Genomic DNA, 21,694 nt, shown 5'->3' with positions numbered 1-21,694 from the left:
CCCTACGCTTGTCGCTACAGTGGCGCACAAGACACTCACCGGGAATTTTCCGCCAAATGCAGCCCACCCCTGGATTGGTCGCGATTCTGGCCTATGACGGCCTCTGCACTTTCGAATTCGGCATCGCCGTGGAGATCTTCGGCCTGGCGCGGCCGGAGTTCGATTTCCCTTGGTACGAGCATCGCATCGTTGCCGTCGACCAAGGGCCGATGCGTGCCATGGGCGGCATTCAGGTGCTGGCCGACGGCGGGATGGAACTGCTGGAAGAGGCGCGGACCATCATCATCCCCGGCTGGCGCGACCGCAGCGCGGCGGTGCCTGAACCCTTGCTCGCCGCCCTGCGCCAGGCCCATGCCCGGGGCGCGCGATTGCTGTCGATCTGTTCCGGGGTATTTGTACTGGCGGCCACCGGTTTGCTTGACGGTCACGGCGCCACGACGCATTGGCGCTACACCGCGGAACTGGCCGAGCGTTTTCCGGACATACAGGTGGACCCGGACGTGCTGTATGTCGATTCCGGGCAATTGATCACCTCGGCCGGCAGCGCCGCCGGCATTGATGCCTGCCTGCACCTGGTCGCGCGGGATTTCGGCACTCAGGTGGCCAACTCGGTGGCGCGGCGCTTGGTGATGTCGCCGCAACGCACCGGCGGCCAGGCGCAGTTCATTCCGTCACCGGTCAGCCCCACGCCACGCAGCGATCTGTCGCGGGTCATGCAGTGGGCGCGGGAACGTCTGCACGAACCGCTGGAAGTTCGCGACCTGGCCAGCGAAGCGGCCATGAGTGAACGCACGTTCCTGCGGCGGTTCACCGAAGCCAGCGGCCTGCCGCCCAAGGCATGGTTGCAGCATGAGCGCCTGGCCCGGGCCCGCGAATTGTTGGAGAGCACCCGCCAGAGCACTGAGCAGATTGCCCAGCGCTGTGGGTATCGTTCGGTGGAGAGTTTCCGGGTGGCGTTTCGCAGCGCGGTCGGCGTGCCGCCGTCGGTTTATCGGGAGCGGTTTGGGCGTGAGGTAAAGGCGATTTTTTGAGGTGTTTTTGAGGGCCTCTTCGCGAGCAAGCCCGCTCCCACAGTTGACCGAGTGGTCTGGACGGTCGCGGTCTAATGTGGGAGCGAGCCTGCTCGCGATGAGGCCAGTCCAGACACCAGTTTTCTCAAGGCTTGCGCAACAGATAGGTATCCATAATCCACCCATGCGCCAGCCGCGCCGCCTTACGCACCCGTTCAATCTCATCGGCGACATCCTTGAGCTTGCCACTGATCAGGATTTCATCCGGCGTCCCCAGGTAAGCCCCCCAGTAAATCTCCGTCTCCTGATCGGCCACCTGATGGTAGGCATCTTGCGCATCCAGCATCACCACCAGGCTGTCGGCGTCACTCACCTGCCCCGCCGCCAACCGCCGTCCGGTGGTGATTTCAATCGAGCGGCCGATGCGATTCAGCGGCACCTTATGTTGCGCCGCCAATGCCTGCACGCTGGTGATCCCGGGGATGACTTCGAACTCGAACACACACCGGCCTGACACCAGAATCGCCTGCAGAATCCGAATGGTGCTGTCGTACAACGCGGGATCGCCCCACACCAGAAAACCGCCGCACTGATTGTCAGTCATTTCCTCGTTGATCAACCGCTCGAAGGTCTGCTGCTTGGCGCGGTTCAGATCTTCGACGCTGGCCTTGTAGTCCACATCCCCGCGCTCCCGCTCCGGGCTGTGGGCTTCAACGAAGCGGTAGTCGCGATCAGTGATGTAGCGCTCACAGAGCTCGCGGCGCAGGTCGATCAGTTTGTCTTTGCTCTGGCCCTTGTCCATGAGGAAAAACACATCGACGCGGTTCAGCGCCTTCACCGCCTGCATCGTGATGTAGTCGGGGTTGCCGGCGCCGACACCGATGACCAGAAGTTTTTTCATCAATGTGTTCCCTCAGGGTCCGTGCCCATCAAGCGTAGTCGCCAGCGACCGTTGAACCGCAATTCGATGGCCGACAACGGTTCGACGTCGATCTGGTTGAACGCCGCGCCCTGCAACACCTGCATCAGTGCGGCGCGGATGACAAAAGGATGGGTGATGGCAACGATATGCCCCGGCGTCGCCTCAAGGCTATTCAACCACGCAGCCACCCGTTCACTGAGTTGCGCCACCGATTCTCCACCGTGGGGTGCCGAGGTCGGGTCATTGAGCCAGGCCTGGAGCATCTCGGGTTCGGAGGTTTGCAGGTCGTCGATCGACGTGCCTTTCCAGCGTCCGAAATCGCAATCTGCCAGTGCCATGACAATCTCCACGTCGTGGCCAAACAGCTCAGCGGTTTGCCGGGTCCGCAGTTCCGGGCCACAGAGCAAACGGGGGGTGCCCTTGAACTGGCGGCAACGCGAACCCTTCGCCGATTGCCAATCCATTTCCAACGGCTCATTCGTAGGAAAACGCGCCAATTTTTGTGCGACGGTTCGAGCGTGGCACATCAGGGTCAAGCGGGTCGCCTGCACGGAAGATCACTCTGTCGATAGGATGGAAAACGGCACGACGCCGCAAACAACCGGGTCATTGTGCCGCAAGAAGCGCGCACTCTGAACGCATTCCTCGTAGCAGCTGCCGAGCTCGCGTGGCTGCGATCGGCCCTGTAGGAGCTGTCGAGCCTGCGAGGCTGCGATCGGCTGCGCAGCAGTCGTAAAACCAGAAGTCGCGGTGTGTCAGGCAGACCGCGTCAACCCGATTCACAACTGATTCGCAGCCGATCGCAGGCTCGACAGCTCCTACAGTCTCCAATTTCCCCCAAGAAATGGCGATATCTCACACAACCATGGGCGATGTCCTACAAAGCCAGTCGACATCCGCGTAGCCCCCGGCGCACGGGGTTTTCGCCCCAATTTGGGCTTTGAAAACCCGTGGAAAAATTCGCTAGACATGTAGCACCCGTTACATAAATACTGTTTTAGCAATTTATGAAACGAAACCGACACACCCATCCAGCAGGAGCCCGGATGCCCTCTCTCAGAGACCTGATCACCGATCCCGGCCTGGAACTTACGCCGTCGGAACGCAAAGTCATACGTGCCTTGCTGGATCAGTACCCGCGTAACGGGCTGGGCCCGATGTCACGTCTGGCCGAACATGCCGGTGTCAGCGACCCGACCATCGTGCGGCTGGTAAAGAAGCTTGGTTTCAGCGGTTATGCTGACTTTCAGGAAGCCTTGCTCAGCGACATGGATGACCGCTTGCGCTCTCCCAGTACCCTGTTGCAACCCCGCGCCCATCTCAATAAAGATGACCCTTGGGGTCATTATCTGGCGAACAGCCATCGGGCATTGGTTGAGACCCAGGCGCTGACCCACCCCGAAGATGTACGAATTCTCATCGAATGGCTGCTCGACACCCGCCATCAGATCCATTGTTATGGCGGCCGCTTCAGCAGCTTCCTCGCCAACTATTTGCTCAACCATCTGCGCCTGCTGCGGCCCGGCTGTTTTGCCCTGGAAGACAACGCGCAATTGCCGGACCGGCTGTTCGACGTGCAGCGTCAGGACGTGGTGCTGGTGTTCGATTATCGCCGCTACCAGTCCCAGGCCCTGCGGGTCGCCAATGCCGCGAAGAGCCGACATACGCGGGTCGTGCTGTTCACCGACATCTACGCGTCACCGCTACGAGAAATGGCCGACCTGATCATCAGTGCCCCGGTGGAATCGGCGTCGGCCTTCGACTCGATGGTTCCGGCGCTGGCTCAGGTTGAAGCACTGGTTGCCTGCCTGTCACTGCGCAGCCCCGATCTGGCCGATCGCCTGGAAGGCATCGATGCCCTGCGGAACGACTTCGACACTCACCTGCTGGAGGAAAAATAAGGATGTTCACGCTCCCCCACCACTCGCCCCGGGATTTGCCGTTTGCCACCGACCACACCGCACTGTTGCTGGTGGACATGCAGCGTGCCTGGCTTGAGCCGCAGTTCGACGCGCACCTCAACGGGCCGGATGCCGAATACTTTCTGACCCGCGCCCACATGCAAGTGGTGCCCAATCAACGCCGGCTGCTCAGTGCCTTTCGTAATGCACGACAAAACGTGCTGCACACGCTCATCGAAAGCCTCACCGCCGATGGTCGCGATCGTTCGCTGGATCACAAACTCTCGGACATGCACCTGCCCAAGGGCAGCCCGCAAGCGCGAATCATCGATGACCTGACGCCGATCGAAAACGAAATCGTGCTGCCCAAGACCTCTTCCGGGGTCTTCAATTCCACCAACATCGATTACGTGCTGCGCAACCTTGAAACCCGACACCTGATCATCGCCGGCATCGTCACCGACCAGTGCGTCGACATGGCCGTGCGGGACGCCGCCGACCGCGGTTACCTGGTGACGCTGGTCGAAGATGCCTGCGCCACTTACACCGAACAACGGCATTACGCCTGCCTGAACGCCATCAAGGGCTACTGCTGGATCACCGACACCCGGACCGTACTCGGCCGGTTGCAGGAGATGCAGCCATGAGCGAACGCCTGTCGCCATTACCCATGACCACCATCGTCACCACCGACCTGATCGGCGTGACCCGCGGCCGTTCCTTTCCCACGGACGAACTCGAGGCCTATCAAGTGGCGGGCTGCGGCTGGGTGCCGGCCAACAGCGCCCTGACCCCGCAAGACATCATCGCCGCCAGCAACCCATGGGGTGCTTATGGCGACTTGCGGCTGATCCCCGACTTGAGCAGCCGTGTGACCGTCAACAACGGCCCGGACGCCAATGCCCCGGCGCTGGACTTCATTCACGGCGATATTCGCGAAACCGATGGCCGCCCGTGGGGCGCCTGCCCGCGTACGTTGTTGCACAACGAGGTGGAGCGTTATCGCAGCGAATTGGGACTGCAGATCAACGCCGCGTTCGAACATGAATTCAACCTCGGCAGCGGCGCGGCTGAGCATCTGGCGTTCTCTCTTGAGGCGCAGCGCCAGGGCGCCGAGTTCGGCGGCTGGTTGCTCAGTGCACTGCGTGCCGGCGGTGTGGAGCCGGAGATGTTCCTGCCGGAATACGGCAAGCACCAATACGAAATCACCTGCCGCCCCGCCCTCGGCGTCGCCGCCGCCGACCGCGCGGTGAACCTGCGAGAGATCACCCGTGAGATCGCCCGGCAAATGGGCCTGGACTTGAGTTTCGCGCCCAAGACCTCCGAGCAGGCGGTGTGCAATGGCGTGCATTTGCACGTGAGCCTGCAGAATCTGACCGGCCACCCGGTGATGTACGACGCAGGCACCAGCAACGGCCTGTCGACCCTCGGCCAGCATTGGGCCGCCGGCGTTCTGCATTATTTGCCGGCGCTCTGCGCCTTTACCGCGCCGACACCGGTGTCCTACGAACGCTTGCAGCCTCATCACTGGAGCGCTTCCTACGCCTGCCTCGGCCAACGCAACCGCGAAGCGGCGCTGCGGATTTGCCCGACCGTGAGCCTGGGCGGCAAAGCCGTGGCGGCGCAGTACAACCTGGAATTTCGCGCCATGGACGCCACCGCCTCGCCGCATCTGGCCATGGCCGTGTTGCTGATCGCCGGGCGCCTGGGCATCGAGCAGCGCCTGGCCTTGAACGCGATCACCGATGAAGTCCCCGATTCACTGAACGAAGAGCAACGCCAGGCGCGCGGCATCGTCGCCCTGCCCGCGTCCCTGTCCCAGGCCCTGGAATGCCTGCGCAACAGCGAGGCGCTGATCGAAGCCCTGCCGAGCGCCTTGCTGGGCACCTGGTTCGCCCTTAAAACCGAGGAACTGAGGCTGACGGAACAGCTCTCGCCCGCCGAACTTTGTGAGCACTATGCGCGCCTGTACTGAATCCGCCGAACTGGGCCTCTATACCCAGCCCGCGTATACCCTGAGCCGGGAAGCCTCCGGGCACCCGCTGATTCTGGTGTGTGAACATGCCAGTCGTTTTATCCCGGCCGGGCTGAATGATCTGGGCTTGAGCCACGAGGCCGCTCGCGAACACATCGCCTGGGACATCGGCGCCCTGGCGCTGGCCGAGGGATTGTCCCAAACACTGGGCGCCACCCTGTTGGCGGCCAATTATTCACGGCTGTTGGTCGACCTCAACCGCCCACGCCATGCCGCGGACAGCATTCCTTTGCAGAGCGAAATTTATCAGGTGCCGGGTAATCGGGATCTGGACGAGGCCACCCGCGATTATCGCCGACACTGCCTGTTCACGCCGTTTCATGCACGCCTGCAAACCTTGATCGACGCCCGTGTGGCGCAAGGTCGGCCGGTTCGCGTGGTGGGGATTCACAGTTTCACGCCGATATATTACGGCCAGCCACGAGCGCTGGAAGTCGGCGTGTTGTACGGACAGGCCGGGGAGTACGCCCAGCGAGTGATTGACGGGTTGAGTCGGCACCCCTTGAAAGTCGCGGGTAATCAGCCGTACAAGGTCGATCCGCTGGGTGACATGACCGTGCCGGTTCACGGCGATGCACGAGGACTGGACTCGGTACTGATCGAGGTACGCAACGATCTGCTGCGCACGCCCGAGGACATCGGTCGCTGGACCGATTATCTGGCGCCACTGCTGTAGAGCAATAGCTTCACACTCGCAGCGTGCAGCTGCTTTCAAATCAAGGAGAAGGGCTTCATGGAAATAGAAGAATTCGGCTACAAGCAAGAGTTGAAACGTAGCCTGTCACTGACGGACCTGGTGGTGTACGGGATGATCTTCATGATCCCCATCGCCCCGTTCGGCGTCTATGGTTACGTCAACGCCGAAGCGCCGGGGATGGTGCCGCTGGCCTACATCATCGGCATGGTGGCGATGCTGTTCACCGCCTTCAGTTACGGCAGCATGGCCCGGGCCTTTCCGATTGCGGGCTCCGTGTATTCCTACGCACAACGCGGCCTCAACCCGCATGTCGGGTTTATCGCCGGTTGGCTGATGCTGCTCGATTATTTGCTGATTCCGCCGCTGCTCTACGTCTACGCGGCGATGGCGCTGAATCATTTGTACCCGGATATCCCGAAAGTCGGCTTCATTCTGGCCTTTCTGGTCAGCGCCACCTTCGTCAACCTGCGGGGCATTACCTTCACCGCGCGGATGAACATCGTCTTTCTACTGGCGCAACTGGTGGTGCTGGGGATCTTCCTGTTCTACGCCTGGAATGCCCTGCACAGCGGCGGCGGTAATGGTCAACTGACCCTGGCGCCGCTGTACAACCCCGAGACCTTCAACTTCGCCTTGCTGATGCAAGCGGTGTCGATTGCCGTGCTGTCGTTCCTCGGTTTCGATGCGATTTCCACCCTCGCCGAAGAGATCAAGGGCGACCCTGGCCGCAGCGTCGGCAAAGCTGCGCTGATCACATTGCTGGTGATGGGCGTGATCTTCGTCGTGCAGACCTGGATTGCCACGGATCTGGCCGCCGGCCTGGGCTTCAAGTCCGCCGACACTGCGTTCTATGAAATTGCCGAAATCGCCGCCGGCAGCTGGCTGGCAACCTTGACCGCCGTGGCCACCGCCCTGGCTTGGGGCGTAGCCGTCGCGATCACCTCGCAAGCGGCGGTTTCGCGCCTGCTGTTCGGCATGGCCCGGGACGGCAAACTGCCGAAAGTGCTGGCCAAGGTGCACCCGAAACACAACACGCCGTACTTGAGCATCTATCTGGTGGCGGTGCTGTCGCTGGTGATCTGCTACCTGTTCATCAACTCGGTGGACACCCTCACCTCCCTGGTGAACTTCGGCGCCCTGAGCGGCTTCATGTTGCTGCACCTGACCGTCATCAACTATTACTGGCGTCGGCAGAAGTCCGGCCAGGTGATCCGTCACCTGATCTGCCCGGTAATCGGCTTCATCATCGTCGCGGCCATCATGTACAACATGGGTGTCGATGCACAGAAACTCGGCCTGATCTGGATTGCCCTGGGGCTGGTCTATCTATTCTTCCTCAACAAACTGGGTGCCAGCACGGCGCTGCCTGATCCGAGCACCGACCCAAGCAATGGCTGACAAGAAAAAGGGCAGCGTCTGACATGAATTCAGGCGACTGCCGATTTCAAGCGTGGAAACCGACAGTGATAGTCAGGTTCGGTGCAAATCGCCGAACCCTTTGATACAGGAGTACATCCATGCTGGTCTTACGCCCGGTGGAGTTAACCGACCTGCCCCAGTTGCAGCAACTGGCGCGCGACAGTCTGGTGGGGGTCACGTCCTTGCCGGACGACACCGAACGCCTGCGCGAGAAGATTCTCGCCTCCTGCGCTTCGTTCGAGAAAGACGTCCAGGGTCCTGGTCCGGAGAATTATTTCTTCGTGCTGGAAAATCTCACGACTCGCCGTCTGGTCGGCTGCTCGGAAATCCTCGCCACCGCAGGGTTCAACGAGCCGTTCTACAGTTTGCGCAACCGCCATTTCACCAGTGCCTCGCGGGAGCTGAACATCGAGCACGGGGTGCCGGCGCTATCGTTGTGCCACGACCTCAGTAGTCATACTTTGCTGCGCGGCTTCCATATCGACGCAGCGCTGGAACGTACGCGGTTTTCCGAATTACTGTCCCGGGCGCGGCTGCTGTTCATCGCCGCCCACACGGCGCGCTTTGCCGAAGCGGTGATCACCGAAATCGTTGGCTACAGCGACGAACAGGGCCAGTCACCGTTCTGGGATGCGCTGGGCAAGCATTTCTTCGACCTGCCGTACGTTGAGGCCGAACGGCTTTGCGGTCTGCAGAGCCGGACGTTTCTCGCCGAACTGATGCCGCAATACCCGATTTACGTGCCGATGCTGCCGCCAGCGGCACAGGCCTGTATCGGCCGGATTCATCCTGACGGTCAAGAGGCCTTCGACATTCTTGAACGCGAAGGCTTCGAGACCAACAGCTACATCGACCTGTTCGACGCTGGCCCGACGCTGTACGCACGCACCTCGAGCATTCGCTCCATCGCCCAGAGCCAGATCGGCACGGTGCATCCTGACTCAGCCATCGATGCGCGCGGCAGTTACTTGGTGAGCAACGATTCGTTGAAGGACTACCGCGCAATTGTTGCCGAGCTGGACTACCACGCCGGGCAACCCGTGGCCTTGAGCGCCGAGATGTGCGCGGCCCTGAATGTGACCGACGCCAGCACGATCCGGTTGATCGCCCTGTGAGCCGCCACCGGCCCCGTGCCCAACGACAGCGCCCGAACATGCGCGAAGAAGGAGCTGCATCATGATTGTCCGCCCGGTTCAAGTCACCGACCTGCCCGCCTTGCTTGATCTGGTGCAACGGGCCGGCCCCGGGTTCACCACCCTGCCGGCCAGTGAAGAGCGCCTGACCCACCGTGTACGCTGGGCCCAGCGCACCTTTGCCGAACAGGTCGAGCGTGCGGACGCCGATTACCTGTTCGTGCTTGAGGACGACGATCAACAAGTGGTCGGCGTCAGTGCCCTGGTGGGGGCTGTCGGCCTGCGGGAGCCCTGGTACAACTACCGGGTGGGGCTCACGGTCAGCTCCTCGCCGGACCTGGGTATTGCGCGCCAGATCCCTACGTTGTTCCTGAACAACGAAATGACCGGCCAATCGGAAATCTGTTCGCTGTTTCTGCGACACGATCAACGTCATGGCAATAATGGTCGACTGCTGTCGCTGGGGCGCCTGCTGTTCGTTGCCGAGTTCCCCCATCTGTTCGGCGACAAGCTTATCGCCGAACTGCGCGGCAGTGCCGACGAACAAGGCTGCTCACCGTTCTGGGACAGCCTGGGTCGGCACTTTTTCAAGATGGATTTCAGCCATGCCGATCACTTGTCGGGGCTTGGCAGCAAAGCATTCATCGCCGAACTGATGCCGCGCCAGCCGCTCTACACCTGCCTGCTCACCGAACAGGCGCAGGCGGTGATCGGCAAGCCGCACCCGAACACCGAACCTGCACTGAAGATCCTCACCGCCGAGGGATTTGCTCATAAGGGTTACATCGACATCTTCGACGCCGGCCCGGTGATCGAAGCCCCGGTATCGAGAATCCGCACGGTGCGTGACAGCCAACGCTTGGAGCTGGCCATCGGCACGCCCGACGACCAGGCGCCAATATGGTTGATCCACAACCGCCGCCTGGAAAACTGCCGCATCACCACTGCCCAGGCGCGGCTGGTGGGCAACAGCCTGATCGTCGACCGACTCACTGCCAAACGCCTGCAACTGCAACCCGGCAACTCGGTGCGTGCCGTGCCGCTGCGCAACCGACAGCAGCAGGCGGTGGCGGCGTGATCGGAAAAAAATCGCAGCCTTCGGCAGCGCCTACATCATTCTTCACCCGTCCGCATCGATCGTTGAACATCCTGTAGGAGCTGCCGCAGGCTGCGATCCTTTGATCTTGCATCCCTTGGCCGACAAATTCGTCATCATTCTTTACCCTTCCCCGTGATAGCCTTTTGTTCCTTCGGCGTTGACACTTTTGCTCAAGCCCTTCCATTCCTTTGTATGGTGGAACTCATATGTCCAGGCTGTCACATCAAGATTTGCGCCGTAATTTCCGCCAACTGTTCGCCTCCAACGCCTGCTATCACACCGCGTCGGTCTTCGACCCCATGTCGGCACGCATTGCCGCCGATCTGGGTTTCGAGGTGGGGATCCTGGGTGGTTCGGTCGCGTCGTTGCAGGTGCTGGGCGCCCCGGACTTTGCCTTGATCACCCTGAGCGAGTTCGCCGAGCAGGCCACCCGCATCGGCCGCGTGGCCCAATTGCCGGTGATCGCCGACGCTGACCACGGCTATGGCAACGCGCTCAACGTCATGCGCACCATCGTCGAACTCGAACGCGCCGGCGTGGCCGCGCTGACCATTGAAGACACCCTGTTGCCGGCGCAATTCGGCCGCAAGTCCACCGACCTGATCACGGTTGCCGAAGGTGTCGGCAAGATTCGCGCGGCGCTCGAAGCCCGGGTCGACTCGGAAATGGCGATCATTGCGCGGACCAATGCCGGGATCCTGCCGGTTCAGGAGATCATCAGCCGCACCAAGCAATACCAACAGGCCGGGGCGGACGGGATTTGTATGGTGGGCGTGCGGGACTTCGACCACCTCGAACAAATCGCCGAGCACCTGAGCGTACCGCTGATGCTGGTCACCTATGGCAACCCGTTGCTGCGCGACGACAATCGCCTCGCCGAACTGGGTGTGCGCGTCACCATCGACGGGCATGGTGCGTACTTCGCGGCGATCAAGGCGACTTATGACAGCCTGCGCGAACAACGCCAGATCTTCACCCAGGCATCGGATCTGAGCGCGACTGAACTGACGCATACGTACACGCAGCCTGAGGAATACATCGTTTGGGCGAAGGAATATATGAGCGTCAAAGAGTGAGGGTTCGGCGGAAATGATGGTGTGACATCTGGCCCCTGTGGCGAGGGGGCTTGCCCCCGTTGGGGCGCGAAGCGGCCCCTGCATTCTTTCAGCCCCACCGAGTCGTCTGGATTACGACTGCTGCGCAGCCGAACGGGGGCAAGCCCCCTCGCCACAGGGAGCCGGCCCCACATCAAGGAATGATCTGGCCGATTACTTCCTGGTCAATTCCATAATCATCCGCGACAGCAGATAAATCCGTGGCGCCACGCTCTCGACCTCGGCGTATTCCTCGGGGGTATGGATATTGCCGCCGACAATCCCGAACCCATCCAGCGTCGGCGTACCCACCCCGGCCGAGAGGCTGGCATCCGCCGCCCCGCCGCTGCCTTCTTCCGTCAGCTTGCGGCCAATTTCGCCGTAAATCCCCTGGGCCATGGCCATCAAGCGATCCGACTCCGCCGTTTGCGGCATCGGTGGCAAGCCGCGTTTAAGGGTAGTGGTCACTTCAGTCTCGGGAATCAGCTTGTCCTTGGAGACTCGCGCCAGGTCCTTCTCGATCCGGTCGAACTCTTCCGGCACCGCTGCCCGCACGTCAGCCTTGGCGGTGGCCTGATCCGGAATCACGTTGGTGCGATCGCCAGCATTGAGCACGGTAAAGTTAATGGTGGTTTTCTTCTGCGCATCCCCCAGTTTGCCGAGTTGCAGGATCTGGTGCGCGGCTTCCATGGCCGCGTTACGTCCCAGCTCCGGCGCGACGCCAGCGTGAGATGCCTTGCCCTTGACCTCAACCACGGCGGTGGCGCTGCCTTTGCGCCATACCACCAAACCATCCGCCGGGCGGCCCGGTTCGAGGTTGAGTGTTACGTCGTGGGCCTTGGCGGTGTTCTTGATCAGATGGGTGGCGACGTCCGAGCCGGTTTCTTCGCTGGCGTCGAGCAGGAAGGTGATCTGCGCGTAATCCTTGAAATCAAGGTTTTTCAGGACCTTCAGTGCATAGATCCCGGCGACGATGCCGCCCTTGTCGTCCATCACGCCCGGCCCGTAGGCGCGGCCGTCCTTGATGTGGAACGGGCGCGCGGCGGCGGAGCCTTCCTTGAACACGGTGTCCATGTGCGCCATCAGCAGGATTTTCGCCGTGCCGGTGCCTTTGAGCGTGGCCAGCACATGGTTGCTCTTGTCCGGAGTGTTGGGCACGAGTTCGATAGTGGCACCGAGTTTCTTCAACTCTTCGATGGCGATGTCGCTCACCTGGGTCAGGCCCGGCTCATAACCGGAGCCGGAGTCAATGTTCACCAACCGTTCCAGCAGTTTCAGGGCTTCACCTTTGTACTGTTCGGCATCGGCGAGGACTTGTTTATGGGGTTCGGCGAAGGCTGTAGGGGTGAAGGCGCCGAGGGCGAGGGTCAGGCCAAGGCTGGTGGCCAGGAGGGAGCGAGAGCGTTTGAACGTCATGAATCGATCCTTGTTTCGTGTCGGGGTCGAAAATACCCTACCTGACTACGACGCAAGGCTCTACACCGGATGCGACACCTACAAACCTGAATGACCACACATCCCCTGTGGGAGCGGGCTTATGTGGCGAGGGGGCTTGCCCCCGTTCGACTGCGAAGCAGTCGTAAAACCAGTCACCGCTGTCTAATTCAAGATCGCGGTGACTGGTTTTAGGGGTGCTTCGCGCCCCAACGGGGGCAAGCCCCCTCGCCACATAAGCCCGCCTTCGAAGGAGATGTGCGGTGGTTTGCTAGACCGAATCGAGCAATGCCTTATGCGGTTTACCGTCACTGTGGCAAATGACGCGGTTGCGGCCGGTGGTCTTGGCTTCGTAGAGCGCCTGGTCGGCGTCGTTGAGCCACAGGGTCGCGTCGTCATGGGCCGGGTTGAAGGCTGCCAGGCCGATGCTCAAACTGACTTTCAATGCCGGGTTCTGCTCGTAACCCAACGTGGCGAAACGATCACGCAGCGCATCCATCGCTACGGCAGCGCGGTCCAGCGGCAGGTCCGGCAGCAGCACACAGAATTCGTCGCCGCCATAACGCCCGGCGACATCCGCTGCGCGCAGGTTCTGCTTGAGCATTTTGCTCAGCTGCCGCAGGACGATGTCCCCGGCGACATGGCCGTAGGTGTCGTTGATGGTTTTGAAATGGTCGATGTCGATCAGCGCAATCGCCCCGCCCTGCTGTTGGCGTTGGCAGCGCTGAAACTCGATTTCCAGCTGATCTTTCCAGGCACCGTGATTCAGCAGGCCGGTCAGGCTGTCGGTGCGGCTCAGGGCCAGCAGTTCGCGCTTGTGCCGGCCGAGGGTGTCGGCCTGACGGAAGCAGATCCAGCCAAAGGACAGCGGATAAATCGACAGCAAAGGCAAGCAGGCGTACAGCTGAAACGGACTGGTTTGCGGGACAAAAGCCGGCATGAACACCAGCAGCCCGAGGCCTATCCCAAGCACCTGCGCGACGACGCCCATCAACAGAAAACGCAAACCGCCAATGGCCACGTTGTGCATCGCCATCATCGAAAGGGTCGCCGCGCTGGGCAGCGGATTGAACTGCATGGCGGCCACCCAGAAACCGCCGAGAAACGCGTCCACCAGGATATTGCGGTGTTCGGCACGAAAAGGAATTTCCGCCCGGCGCGCCCATTGATAGGCCAAATGCGGCCAGAGCAGCCCGTTGAACAGCATTACCCCCCAGACCCATGGCGCCGGGTCGAGTGGGTACATCCCTGCGCCGACGCACAATAATCCAAGGGCCAGCCCCAGGATTCGCGACCCGTAAAGCCTCCTGGCCACTGAAAGTCCCTTTCCTCCCTTTTTTTCCATAGAGGCCTCTGTACCGCTGAACGGAGCCTGACAACACACGGGATTGAAAGTGTGTTTGAAGTCTATCAGGGCAACGGCAAATAGCCATCACCGGTTGGCGGTCTGAATAGCATCACCTCCCATGAGCTGAATACCCAATGTTTGGTCTATACATGAAGGGAGGGATCGATAACAACGATAAAGAGGACGCCTTTGTAGCAGCGGAAATGGCTTGATTGGGGTTTCTGGATTTCAGTTTCAGTTATCACCCATTGACCCGAGCGCTCAAACCCGCCGACCACACGCTGTCCTGATCACTGCAAAGGAATAGCCTGATGCTTTTGTTGGTTGTCACTATCGCCGTCTTCGTGGCCTGGAGCTGGTTGAGCTATCCGGCCATCGGTTACTGGCTCTATGACTTGAACATGGCGCTGGAGGCCCGACTGTACCGGTTACACAAGATCGTCGTGCCAATCCCCGAAATGACCGTTTCGACCTGGCAAGGCGGGCCTTACGAAGCCGCCAGCAGTGTGCTGATGCTGCACGGCTACAGCGCCGACAAGAACATCTGGCTGCGCTTCGCCCGGCATTTTGTCGACGACTACCGGGTGATTATTCCTGACCTCGCGGGGCACGGCGAAACCGGCTTCAAGGCCGGCGGTGGCTATGACATTCCGGTCCAGGCCAAACGGTTGATCCAGTTGCTCGATATCTGTGGGGTCGAAAAGGTACACGTGATCGGCAACTCCATGGGCGGCTACATCGCGGCATGGCTGGCGGCCAACTACCCGGAGCGCATTATCTCGCTGGCGCTGCTCGACCCCGCCGGCGTCACCGCCCCGGAGCCCAGCGACATGGAGCGACACCTGGCCCGCGGGCATAATCCGTTTTTGATTCATTCCCGTGAAGAGTTCCAGCATTTTTATGCCATGACCATGGTCTCACCGCCATGGGTGCCGGGGATCGTGCTGGACGCTGTCGCCCAGCGTTATGAACAGCAGCGCGACGAGCTGGAAGAAATCTTCAGGGACTTCCACGCCAGCCCGCCGATGGAGCCAAAACTGCCCGACATCAAATGTCCGGCGCTGCTTCTGTGGGGGCGCAAGGACCGTTTGATCGACGTCAGCAGCGTACCGGTCTGGAGCAAGGGCATCGCCGATCTGCAAGTGGAAATCTGGGACGGTGTCGGCCATATGCCGATGGTTGAGCAACCCGCCAAGACAGCGGGGCTGTATCGGGAGTTTTTGGGAAGGAAAACCTGATGAGATCCCCTGTGGTAAAGGGGCCTGTGGCAAGAGATCCTGTGGTTAGAGGTCCTGTGGCGAGGGGGCTTGCCCCCGTTGGGCTGCGTAGCTGCCCCAAAACCCGCAATCGCGATTCTTCCGGCGCACCGCATTCGACGGTTTACGACTGCTGCGCAGCCGAACGGGGGCAAGCCCCCTCGCCACAGAACTCTTCATCACAGGGATCTGTGATTGGTGGTGAACGATGAACATTCTTTACGACGAACGCATCGACGGTGTTCTGCCCAATGTCGACAAGGCTGCGTTACTCAAGGCCTTGCAGCAGGAGGTGCCGGACCTGGACATTCTCTGGCGCGAAGAAGAACTCAAACCCTACGAATGCGACGGCCTCTCGGCCTATCGCACCACGCCGATGCTGGTCGCCCTGCCCCGGCAGCTGGAACAGGTGCAAGCGCTGCTCAGGCTCTGTCATGCCCGCAACGTGCCGGTGGTGGCGCGCGGAGCCGGCACCGGGTTGTCCGGCGGTGCACTGCCGTTGGACAAAGGCGTGCTGCTGGTGATGGTACGGTTCAACAACATTCTGCACATCGACCCTGCCGCCCGCACCGCACGAGTCCAGCCGGGAGTGCGTAACCTGGCGATATCCCAGGCAGCGGCGCCCTTCGGTTTGTATTACGCGCCGGACCCGTCCTCGCAAATCGCCTGCTCCATCGGCGGCAACGTCGCAGAAAACGCCGGCGGCGTGCATTGCCTCAAATATGGCCTGACCGTGCACAACCTGCTGAAACTCGAGGTGCTGACCCTTGAAGGCGAACACCTGACCCTCGGTGCCGACTCGCTGGACGCGCCAGGCTTCGACTTGCTGGCCCTGTTCACCGGCTCCGAAGGCTTGCTGGGGATCATCACCGAAGTCACGGTCAAACTGCTGCCCAAACCCCAGGTCGCCAAAGTCCTGCTGGCCAGTTTCGATTCCGTGGAAAAGGCCGGCCGCGCGGTGGCCGAGATCATCGCCGCCGGGATCATCCCGGGAGGCCTGGAGATGATGGACAACCTGGCGATCCGTGCCGCCGAGGATTTCATCCATGCCGGCTACCCGGTGGACGCCGAAGCGATCCTGCTCTGCGAACTGGACGGCGTCGAAGCGGATGTCCATGACGATTGCGAGCGGGTCCGCGAGGTGCTGCAACAGGCCGGTGCCAGCGACGTGCGCCAGGCTCGGGACGAAGCCGAACGTGTGCGGTTCTGGGCCGGACGCAAAAACGCCTTCCCGGCGATCGGCCGTCTCTCGCCGGATTACTACTGCATGGACGGCACCATCCCCCGCCGCGAATTGCCCGGTGTACTCAAGGGTATCGCCAGCCTGGCGCAAGAGTACGGCTTGCGCGTGGCCAACGTTTTCCATGCCGGTGACGGCAATATGCACCCGCTGATCCTGTTCGACGCCAACCAGCCCGGTGAACTGGAACGGGCCGAAGCCCTCGGCGGCAAGATCCTCGAACTCTGCGTGAAAGTCGGCGGCAGCATCACCGGCGAGCATGGCGTCGGCCGGGAGAAAATCAATCAGATGTGCGCGCAGTTCAACAGTGATGAACTGACCCTGTTTCACGCCGTGAAAGCCGCGTTCGACCCAAAGGGCCTGCTCAATCCCGGCAAGAACATCCCGACCCTGCACCGCTGCGCGGAATTCGGCGCGATGCACATCCACGCCGGGCAACTGCCGTTCCCTGAGCTGGAGCGTTTCTGATGCCGGATTTCGATGCCAGTGAAGCCCTGCTGGAGCAAGTCAAACAGGCGCGGGAGAACGCCACGCCACTGCGCATTCAGGGCGGTAACACCAAGGCGTTTCTCGGTCGTGAAGTGGCCGGAGAAATACTCGACACCCGCGCCCATCGCGGCATCGTCAGCTACGACCCGACGGAGCTGGTGATCAGCGTTCGCGCCGGCACGCCGCTGAGCGAACTGCTTGCCGCACTGGATGCAAAGGGGCAAATGTTGCCCTGCGAGCCGCCATCGTTCGGCGAAGGCGCCACTGTCGGCGGGATGATCGCCGCGGGTCTGTCCGGGCCGCGGCGCCCGTGGTCCGGTTCGGTGCGCGATTTTGTCCTCGGTACCCGGGTGATCAGTGGCCTCGGCACCCACCTGCGCTTCGGCGGCGAAGTGATGAAAAACGTCGCCGGCTACGACCTCTCGCGCCTGATGGTCGGCAGTTACGGCTGCCTCGGGGTGCTGACCGAAGTCTCGCTCAAAGTGCTGCCCAAACCCCGGCAATGCTTGAGCATCAGCCTGGACATCGACTGCGTCCGCGCCTTGGAAAATCTGGCGCAATGGGGCCAGCAGCCACTGCCCATCAGCGCTGCCAGCCACGATGGCCAACGTCTGTATCTGCGGCTGGAAGGCGGCGAAGGTTCGGTGATGGCCGCCCATCAACGGCTCGGCGGCGAACCGTTGGACTCCGGTTATTGGGCTGACCTGAACGAACAACGACTAGACTTTTTCAATGAGGGCCTGCCGCTGTGGCGCTTGTCATTGCCCAACAACCTCGGGCCTCTGGACTTGCCCGGTGAGCAACTGATCGACTGGGGCGGCGCGCAACGCTGGTTGAAATCCGCAGCCGACAACATTCAGTCGCGAGCCCGTGAACTCGGCGGTCACGCCACCTGTTTCAGTCATGGCGTCAGCGAGACGCCATTCCAGCCGCTGGCCCCGGCGCTGCTGCGCTATCACCGGCAACTCAAGGCGCAACTGGACCCGCAAGGGCTGTTCAACCCTGGGCGGATGTACGCGGACCTTTAGCATGCAAACCAACCTCAGCGAACAGTCCAAACTACTGCCCCGCGCCGAAGAAGCGGACAAGATTCTGCGCACTTGCGTGCATTGCGGGTTCTGCAACGCCACGTGCCCGACGTATCAACTGCTGGGCGACGAACTGGACGGGCCGCGCGGGCGCATCTACCTGATCAAGCAAGTGCTCGAAGGCGCCCCCGCCACGGCCAAAGCCCAGTTGCACCTGGATCGCTGCCTGACCTGCCGCAACTGCGAAACCACCTGCCCGTCCGGGGTGGATTATCACAACCTGCTGGACATCGGCCGCGCCGTGATCGATCAAGCGGTGCCGCGCCCGGCCAGCCAGCGGTTGTTGCGTCAGGGGTTGCGGGCGCTGGCGCCGAACCCGAATCTGTTCAAGACTTTGCTGCAAATCGGCGCCACATTCAGGCCATTGCTGCCACGGGGCATAGAGGCAAAATTGCCCCACGACCTCCCCGCCGCAGGCGAGCGCCCTGTCCCTCGGCATGCGCGTCGGGTACTGATGCTCGAAGGCTGCGTGCAGCCCGGTCTGTCACCGAACACCAATGCCGCGACGGCGCGGGTGCTGGATCGGCTGGGGATCAGCGTGATCCCGGCACCAGACGCCGGCTGTTGCGGCGCGCTGGACTATCACCTCGACGCCCAAGCCATGGGCCTGGACCGCGCCCGACGCAACATCGACGCCTGGTGGCCGCACCTGGAAAATGGCGCCGAAGCCATTGTGCAAACCGCCAGCGGCTGCGGCGCGTTCATCAAGGATTACGGGCATCTGCTGGAACGCGACCCGGTCTATGCGGCCAAAGCCCAGCGGGTCAGCGAACTGGCCCTGGACCTGGTGCAAGTGTTGGCCGATGAACCATTGGAACGGGTCTGCACTGCCACTGACCAGCGGATCGCCTTCCACTGCCCTTGTACCTTGCAGCACGCCCAAAAACTCGGCGGTGCGGTAGAAGCCGTGCTGACCCGATTGGGCTTCAATCTCACGACGGTGCCCGACAGTCATTTGTGTTGCGGCTCGGCCGGCACCTACTCGATCACCCAACCGGAACTGGCGCAGCAACTGCGCGACAACAAACTCAACGCTCTGGAAAGCGGCCACCCCGAGGTCATCGCCACCGCCAACATCGGCTGTCAGAGCCACCTCAACAGCGCCGGACGAACGCCGGTCAGGCACTGGATCGAATTGGTGGACCAAGTGCTGCGATAACCGAACATTCCTGCGATGCAAGAACAGTCCTTGGCAGAATGAAGTTCGTCAGAAACTTCGTTTGTCGGCGCCGCCGAAGGCTGCGATCTTTTCCGGCATCCGTTACGTCACTGCGCCAGGAAACTTTTCATGAGCCATCCGAACTTCGTCAGCCCTGACCTGATCCGCCAACGCTTCTCCAAAGCGATGTCCGACATGTATCGCGAAGAAGTGCCGCTGTACGGCGCGCTGATGGAGCTGGTGGAACAGACCAACCGCCACGTGCTGGACAGCGACCCGCAGATCGCCCGACAGTTGCACAGCACCGGCGAAATCCAGCGCCTGGACCTGGAACGCCACGGCGCGATCCGGGTCGGCACTGCCGCTGAACTGTCGACCCTCGCCCGCCTGTTTGCGGTGATGGGCATGCAACCGGTGGGCTATTACGACCTGACCCCGGCCGGCGTGCCGGTGCATTCCACCGCGTTCCGTGCCGTGCATGAGGCAGCATTGCAGGTCAGCCCGTTTCGAGTGTTCACCTCGCTGCTGCGCCTGGAACTGATCGAAGACGCCGAACTGCGAGCCTTTGCCCAGTCGGTGCTGGATACGCGCTCGATCTTCACCCCGGCGGCACTGGCCCTCATTGAACGCGCTGAAACCCAGGGCGGCCTGACTGAATACGAGGCGCAGGACTTCGTCGCACAAGCCCTGGAAACCTTCCGCTGGCACCACAGCGCCACCGTCACGGCCGAACAATATCAACAACTCAGCGCCCAGCATCGACTGATCGCCGACGTGGTGGCCTTCAAAGGCCCGCACATCAACCACCTGACGCCACGCACCCTGGACATCGACATTGTGCAGGCGCAAATGCCCGCCCATGGCATCACCCCCAAAGCAGTGATCGAAGGCCCGCCCCGCCGCCAATGCCCGATCCTGCTGCGTCAAACCAGCTTCAAGGCGCTGGACGAGCCCATCACCTTCACCGATCAAGCCCAGACCCGCGGCAGCCATAGCGCCCGTTTCGGTGAAATCGAGCAACGCGGTGCGGCGCTCACCCCCAAAGGCCGGGCGCTTTACGACCGCTTGCTCAACGCTGCCCGGGATGAACTCAAGGATTTCCCCAACGAAGCCAATGCTGCACGCTACAACGCACTAATGACGCAGCACTTCGGCGAATTCCCTGACACCGTCGAGGATATGCGCCGACAGGAACTGGCGTATTTTCGCTACTTCGTGACGGAAAAAGGCTTGGCGGCGAAGGGGCTGAATGGTTTGTCGCTGGAGGATTTGCTTCGCGACGGCTATGTGCGGGTTGAACCGCTGGTGTACGAAGACTTTTTGCCGGTCAGCGCGGCGGGGATTTTTCAGTCGAACCTGGGGGATGCGGCGCAAACCCACTATGGCGTGCATTCAAACCAGCAAGCGTTCGAAAAGGCTCTGGGAAGGTCGACGATTGACGAGCTGGGGCTGTATGCCGAGACGCAGCGGCGGTCGGTTGATGAGTGCTGCAAGACATTGGGATTGTCGAATCTGACTTGACCAGTCAAACACACTTTGTGGCGAGGGAGCTTGCTCCCGCTTGAGTGCGTAGCACTCACAAAATCTCCGCTTGTACGCAGAGTTTTGGGGCCGCTGCGCAGCCCAGCGCGAGCAAGCTCGCTCGCCACATAAAAAGTGTCGACCCGCAGGCTTCATCGCTTAACCCAGCTTCGCCAACAACGCCTTGGCGGTCGCTTCCGAAGACGCCGGGTTCTGACCGGTCAGCAACAGACCATCCGCGATCACGTAACTCGCCCAGTCATCGGCCTTGGAGTAAAGGCCACCGTTGGCCTTGAGCATGTCCTCCACCAAAAACGGCACGACATCCGTCAGCTGCACAGCGGCTTCTTCGGAGTTGGTGAAGCCTGTCACCCGCTTGCCTTTAACCAAAGGCTGGCCATCCTCATCCTTGACGTGGCGCAACACCCCCGGCGCATGACAGACCGCCGCCACCGGTTTGCCCGCGTTGTAGAACGCCTCGATCAGCGCAATTGAAAAGGGGTCTTCAGCCAGATCCCATAACGGGCCATGCCCGCCTGGATAGAAAACAGCGTCGTAGTCTTCGGCCCTCACGGTATTCAGCAACCCGGTAGACGCCAATGCGGACTGGGCAGCGGAATCCTTGCGGAAGCGATCGGTGGCCGCGGTTTGCGCGTCTGGCTCATCACTTTTAGGGTCCAGCGGTGGCTGGCCGCCCTTGGGTGAAACCAGGGTCAGTTGTGCGCCAGCATCCTTGAAGGTGTAATACGGCGCGGCGAATTCTTCGAGCCAGAAGCCGGTTTTCTTACCGGTATTACCCAATTGATTGTGGGACGTTAAAACCATCAGGATTTTCATGTCGTTCTCCAG

Annotated in this window: 19 protein-coding genes; 14 read left to right on the top strand and 5 right to left on the bottom strand. The window is 61.4% G+C overall.

Going from position 1 to position 21,694, the window contains the following annotated elements:
- Positions 1-56 precede the first annotated feature (56 nt).
- Positions 57-1,031, top strand: coding sequence for a transcriptional regulator FtrA (gene ftrA / locus ACZ9IM_RS13780; RefSeq protein WP_476224227.1), 975 nt, complete (start codon positions 57-59; stop codon positions 1,029-1,031).
- A 124-nt stretch (positions 1,032-1,155) separates the two neighbouring features.
- On the opposite strand, the gene cobF is transcribed toward ftrA, so the two are convergent.
- Together cobF and ACZ9IM_RS13770 are read right to left on the bottom strand one after the other, a co-directional pair.
- On the bottom strand, positions 1,156-1,911 hold the full coding sequence (gene cobF, locus ACZ9IM_RS13775) for a precorrin-6A synthase (deacetylating) (protein ID WP_476224226.1): 756 nt from the start codon (positions 1,909-1,911) through the stop codon (positions 1,156-1,158).
- Entirely contained in the window at positions 1,911-2,483 is a 573-nt protein-coding gene (locus tag ACZ9IM_RS13770; RefSeq protein ID WP_476224225.1) for a histidine phosphatase family protein, read from the bottom strand. Before ACZ9IM_RS13770 ends, cobF begins: the two co-directional genes overlap by 1 nt.
- Before the next feature lie 495 nt (positions 2,484-2,978).
- Between ACZ9IM_RS13770 and ACZ9IM_RS13765 the strand changes: the two genes are divergently transcribed.
- From ACZ9IM_RS13765 to ACZ9IM_RS13730, 8 genes are all read left to right on the top strand, one after another.
- A complete protein-coding gene (locus tag ACZ9IM_RS13765; RefSeq protein ID WP_476224224.1) occupies positions 2,979-3,833 on the top strand; it encodes a MurR/RpiR family transcriptional regulator in 855 nt (284 codons plus the stop codon).
- Between the two features lie 2 nt (positions 3,834-3,835).
- Positions 3,836-4,480: a cysteine hydrolase family protein gene (locus tag ACZ9IM_RS13760; RefSeq protein WP_008073253.1), complete on the top strand. Its 645-nt coding sequence runs from the start codon at positions 3,836-3,838 to the stop codon at positions 4,478-4,480.
- Positions 4,477-5,808: a type I glutamate--ammonia ligase gene (locus ACZ9IM_RS13755; RefSeq protein ID WP_476224223.1), complete on the top strand. Its 1,332-nt coding sequence runs from the start codon at positions 4,477-4,479 to the stop codon at positions 5,806-5,808. The genes ACZ9IM_RS13760 and ACZ9IM_RS13755 overlap by 4 nt, the downstream gene beginning before the upstream one ends.
- A complete protein-coding gene (locus ACZ9IM_RS13750) occupies positions 5,792-6,544 on the top strand; it encodes an N-formylglutamate amidohydrolase (protein WP_476224222.1) in 753 nt (250 codons plus the stop codon). The genes ACZ9IM_RS13755 and ACZ9IM_RS13750 overlap by 17 nt, the downstream gene beginning before the upstream one ends.
- A 57-nt stretch (positions 6,545-6,601) precedes the next feature.
- Positions 6,602-7,963, top strand: coding sequence for an APC family permease (locus ACZ9IM_RS13745; protein WP_476224221.1), 1,362 nt, complete (start codon positions 6,602-6,604; stop codon positions 7,961-7,963).
- A 119-nt stretch (positions 7,964-8,082) separates the two neighbouring features.
- Positions 8,083-9,099 carry an arginine N-succinyltransferase gene (locus tag ACZ9IM_RS13740; RefSeq protein WP_476224220.1) on the top strand — a complete coding sequence of 339 codons (1,017 nt, stop codon included), beginning with the start codon at positions 8,083-8,085 and terminating at the stop codon, positions 9,097-9,099.
- 61 nt (positions 9,100-9,160) lie between these two features.
- Positions 9,161-10,195, top strand: coding sequence for an arginine N-succinyltransferase (gene astA, locus ACZ9IM_RS13735; RefSeq protein ID WP_427627626.1), 1,035 nt, complete (start codon positions 9,161-9,163; stop codon positions 10,193-10,195).
- Between the two features lie 227 nt (positions 10,196-10,422).
- A complete protein-coding gene (locus ACZ9IM_RS13730) occupies positions 10,423-11,292 on the top strand; it encodes an isocitrate lyase/PEP mutase family protein (RefSeq protein WP_427627624.1) in 870 nt (289 codons plus the stop codon).
- Positions 11,293-11,484: 192 nt separating this feature from the next.
- Here ACZ9IM_RS13730 and ACZ9IM_RS13725 read toward each other — a convergent pair whose 3' ends face one another.
- Together ACZ9IM_RS13725 and ACZ9IM_RS13720 are read right to left on the bottom strand one after the other, a co-directional pair.
- On the bottom strand, positions 11,485-12,726 hold the full coding sequence (locus ACZ9IM_RS13725) for a M20/M25/M40 family metallo-hydrolase (RefSeq protein ID WP_476224219.1): 1,242 nt from the start codon (positions 12,724-12,726) through the stop codon (positions 11,485-11,487).
- A 289-nt stretch (positions 12,727-13,015) separates the two neighbouring features.
- Complete coding sequence (locus ACZ9IM_RS13720) at positions 13,016-14,089, bottom strand: diguanylate cyclase (protein WP_427623836.1); 1,074 nt, start codon at positions 14,087-14,089, stop codon at positions 13,016-13,018.
- A gap of 314 nt (positions 14,090-14,403) precedes the next feature.
- On the opposite strand from ACZ9IM_RS13720, the gene ACZ9IM_RS13715 reads away from it, so the two are divergent.
- The 5 genes from ACZ9IM_RS13715 (at position 14,404) to hglS (ending at position 20,845) form a co-directional block, all read left to right on the top strand.
- Positions 14,404-15,330 (top strand): alpha/beta fold hydrolase, encoded by a 927-nt coding sequence (locus ACZ9IM_RS13715; protein WP_476224218.1) that lies wholly within the window; start codon positions 14,404-14,406, stop codon positions 15,328-15,330.
- A gap of 226 nt (positions 15,331-15,556) precedes the next feature.
- Entirely contained in the window at positions 15,557-17,056 is a 1,500-nt protein-coding gene (gene glcD / locus ACZ9IM_RS13710; protein ID WP_218396706.1) for a glycolate oxidase subunit GlcD, read from the top strand.
- Entirely contained in the window at positions 17,056-18,105 is a 1,050-nt protein-coding gene (gene glcE, locus ACZ9IM_RS13705) for a glycolate oxidase subunit GlcE (protein ID WP_476224217.1), read from the top strand. Before glcD ends, glcE begins: the two co-directional genes overlap by 1 nt.
- A gap of 1 nt (position 18,106) precedes the next feature.
- The gene (glcF, locus tag ACZ9IM_RS13700; RefSeq protein WP_476224216.1) at positions 18,107-19,324 is read left to right on the top strand and encodes a glycolate oxidase subunit GlcF; all 1,218 of its coding nucleotides are present in this window, start codon (positions 18,107-18,109) and stop codon (positions 19,322-19,324) included.
- A 129-nt stretch (positions 19,325-19,453) separates the two neighbouring features.
- The gene (gene hglS / locus ACZ9IM_RS13695) at positions 19,454-20,845 is read left to right on the top strand and encodes a 2-oxoadipate dioxygenase/decarboxylase HglS (protein ID WP_476224215.1); all 1,392 of its coding nucleotides are present in this window, start codon (positions 19,454-19,456) and stop codon (positions 20,843-20,845) included.
- Between the two features lie 159 nt (positions 20,846-21,004).
- Here hglS and ACZ9IM_RS13690 read toward each other — a convergent pair whose 3' ends face one another.
- The gene (locus tag ACZ9IM_RS13690) at positions 21,005-21,682 is read right to left on the bottom strand and encodes a type 1 glutamine amidotransferase domain-containing protein (protein ID WP_476224214.1); all 678 of its coding nucleotides are present in this window, start codon (positions 21,680-21,682) and stop codon (positions 21,005-21,007) included.
- Between the last annotated feature and the right edge of the window lie 12 nt (positions 21,683-21,694).

The organism is Pseudomonas sp. TE12508 (assembly GCF_056279485.1).
This window is presented reverse-complemented; position numbering and strand designations above follow the sequence as displayed.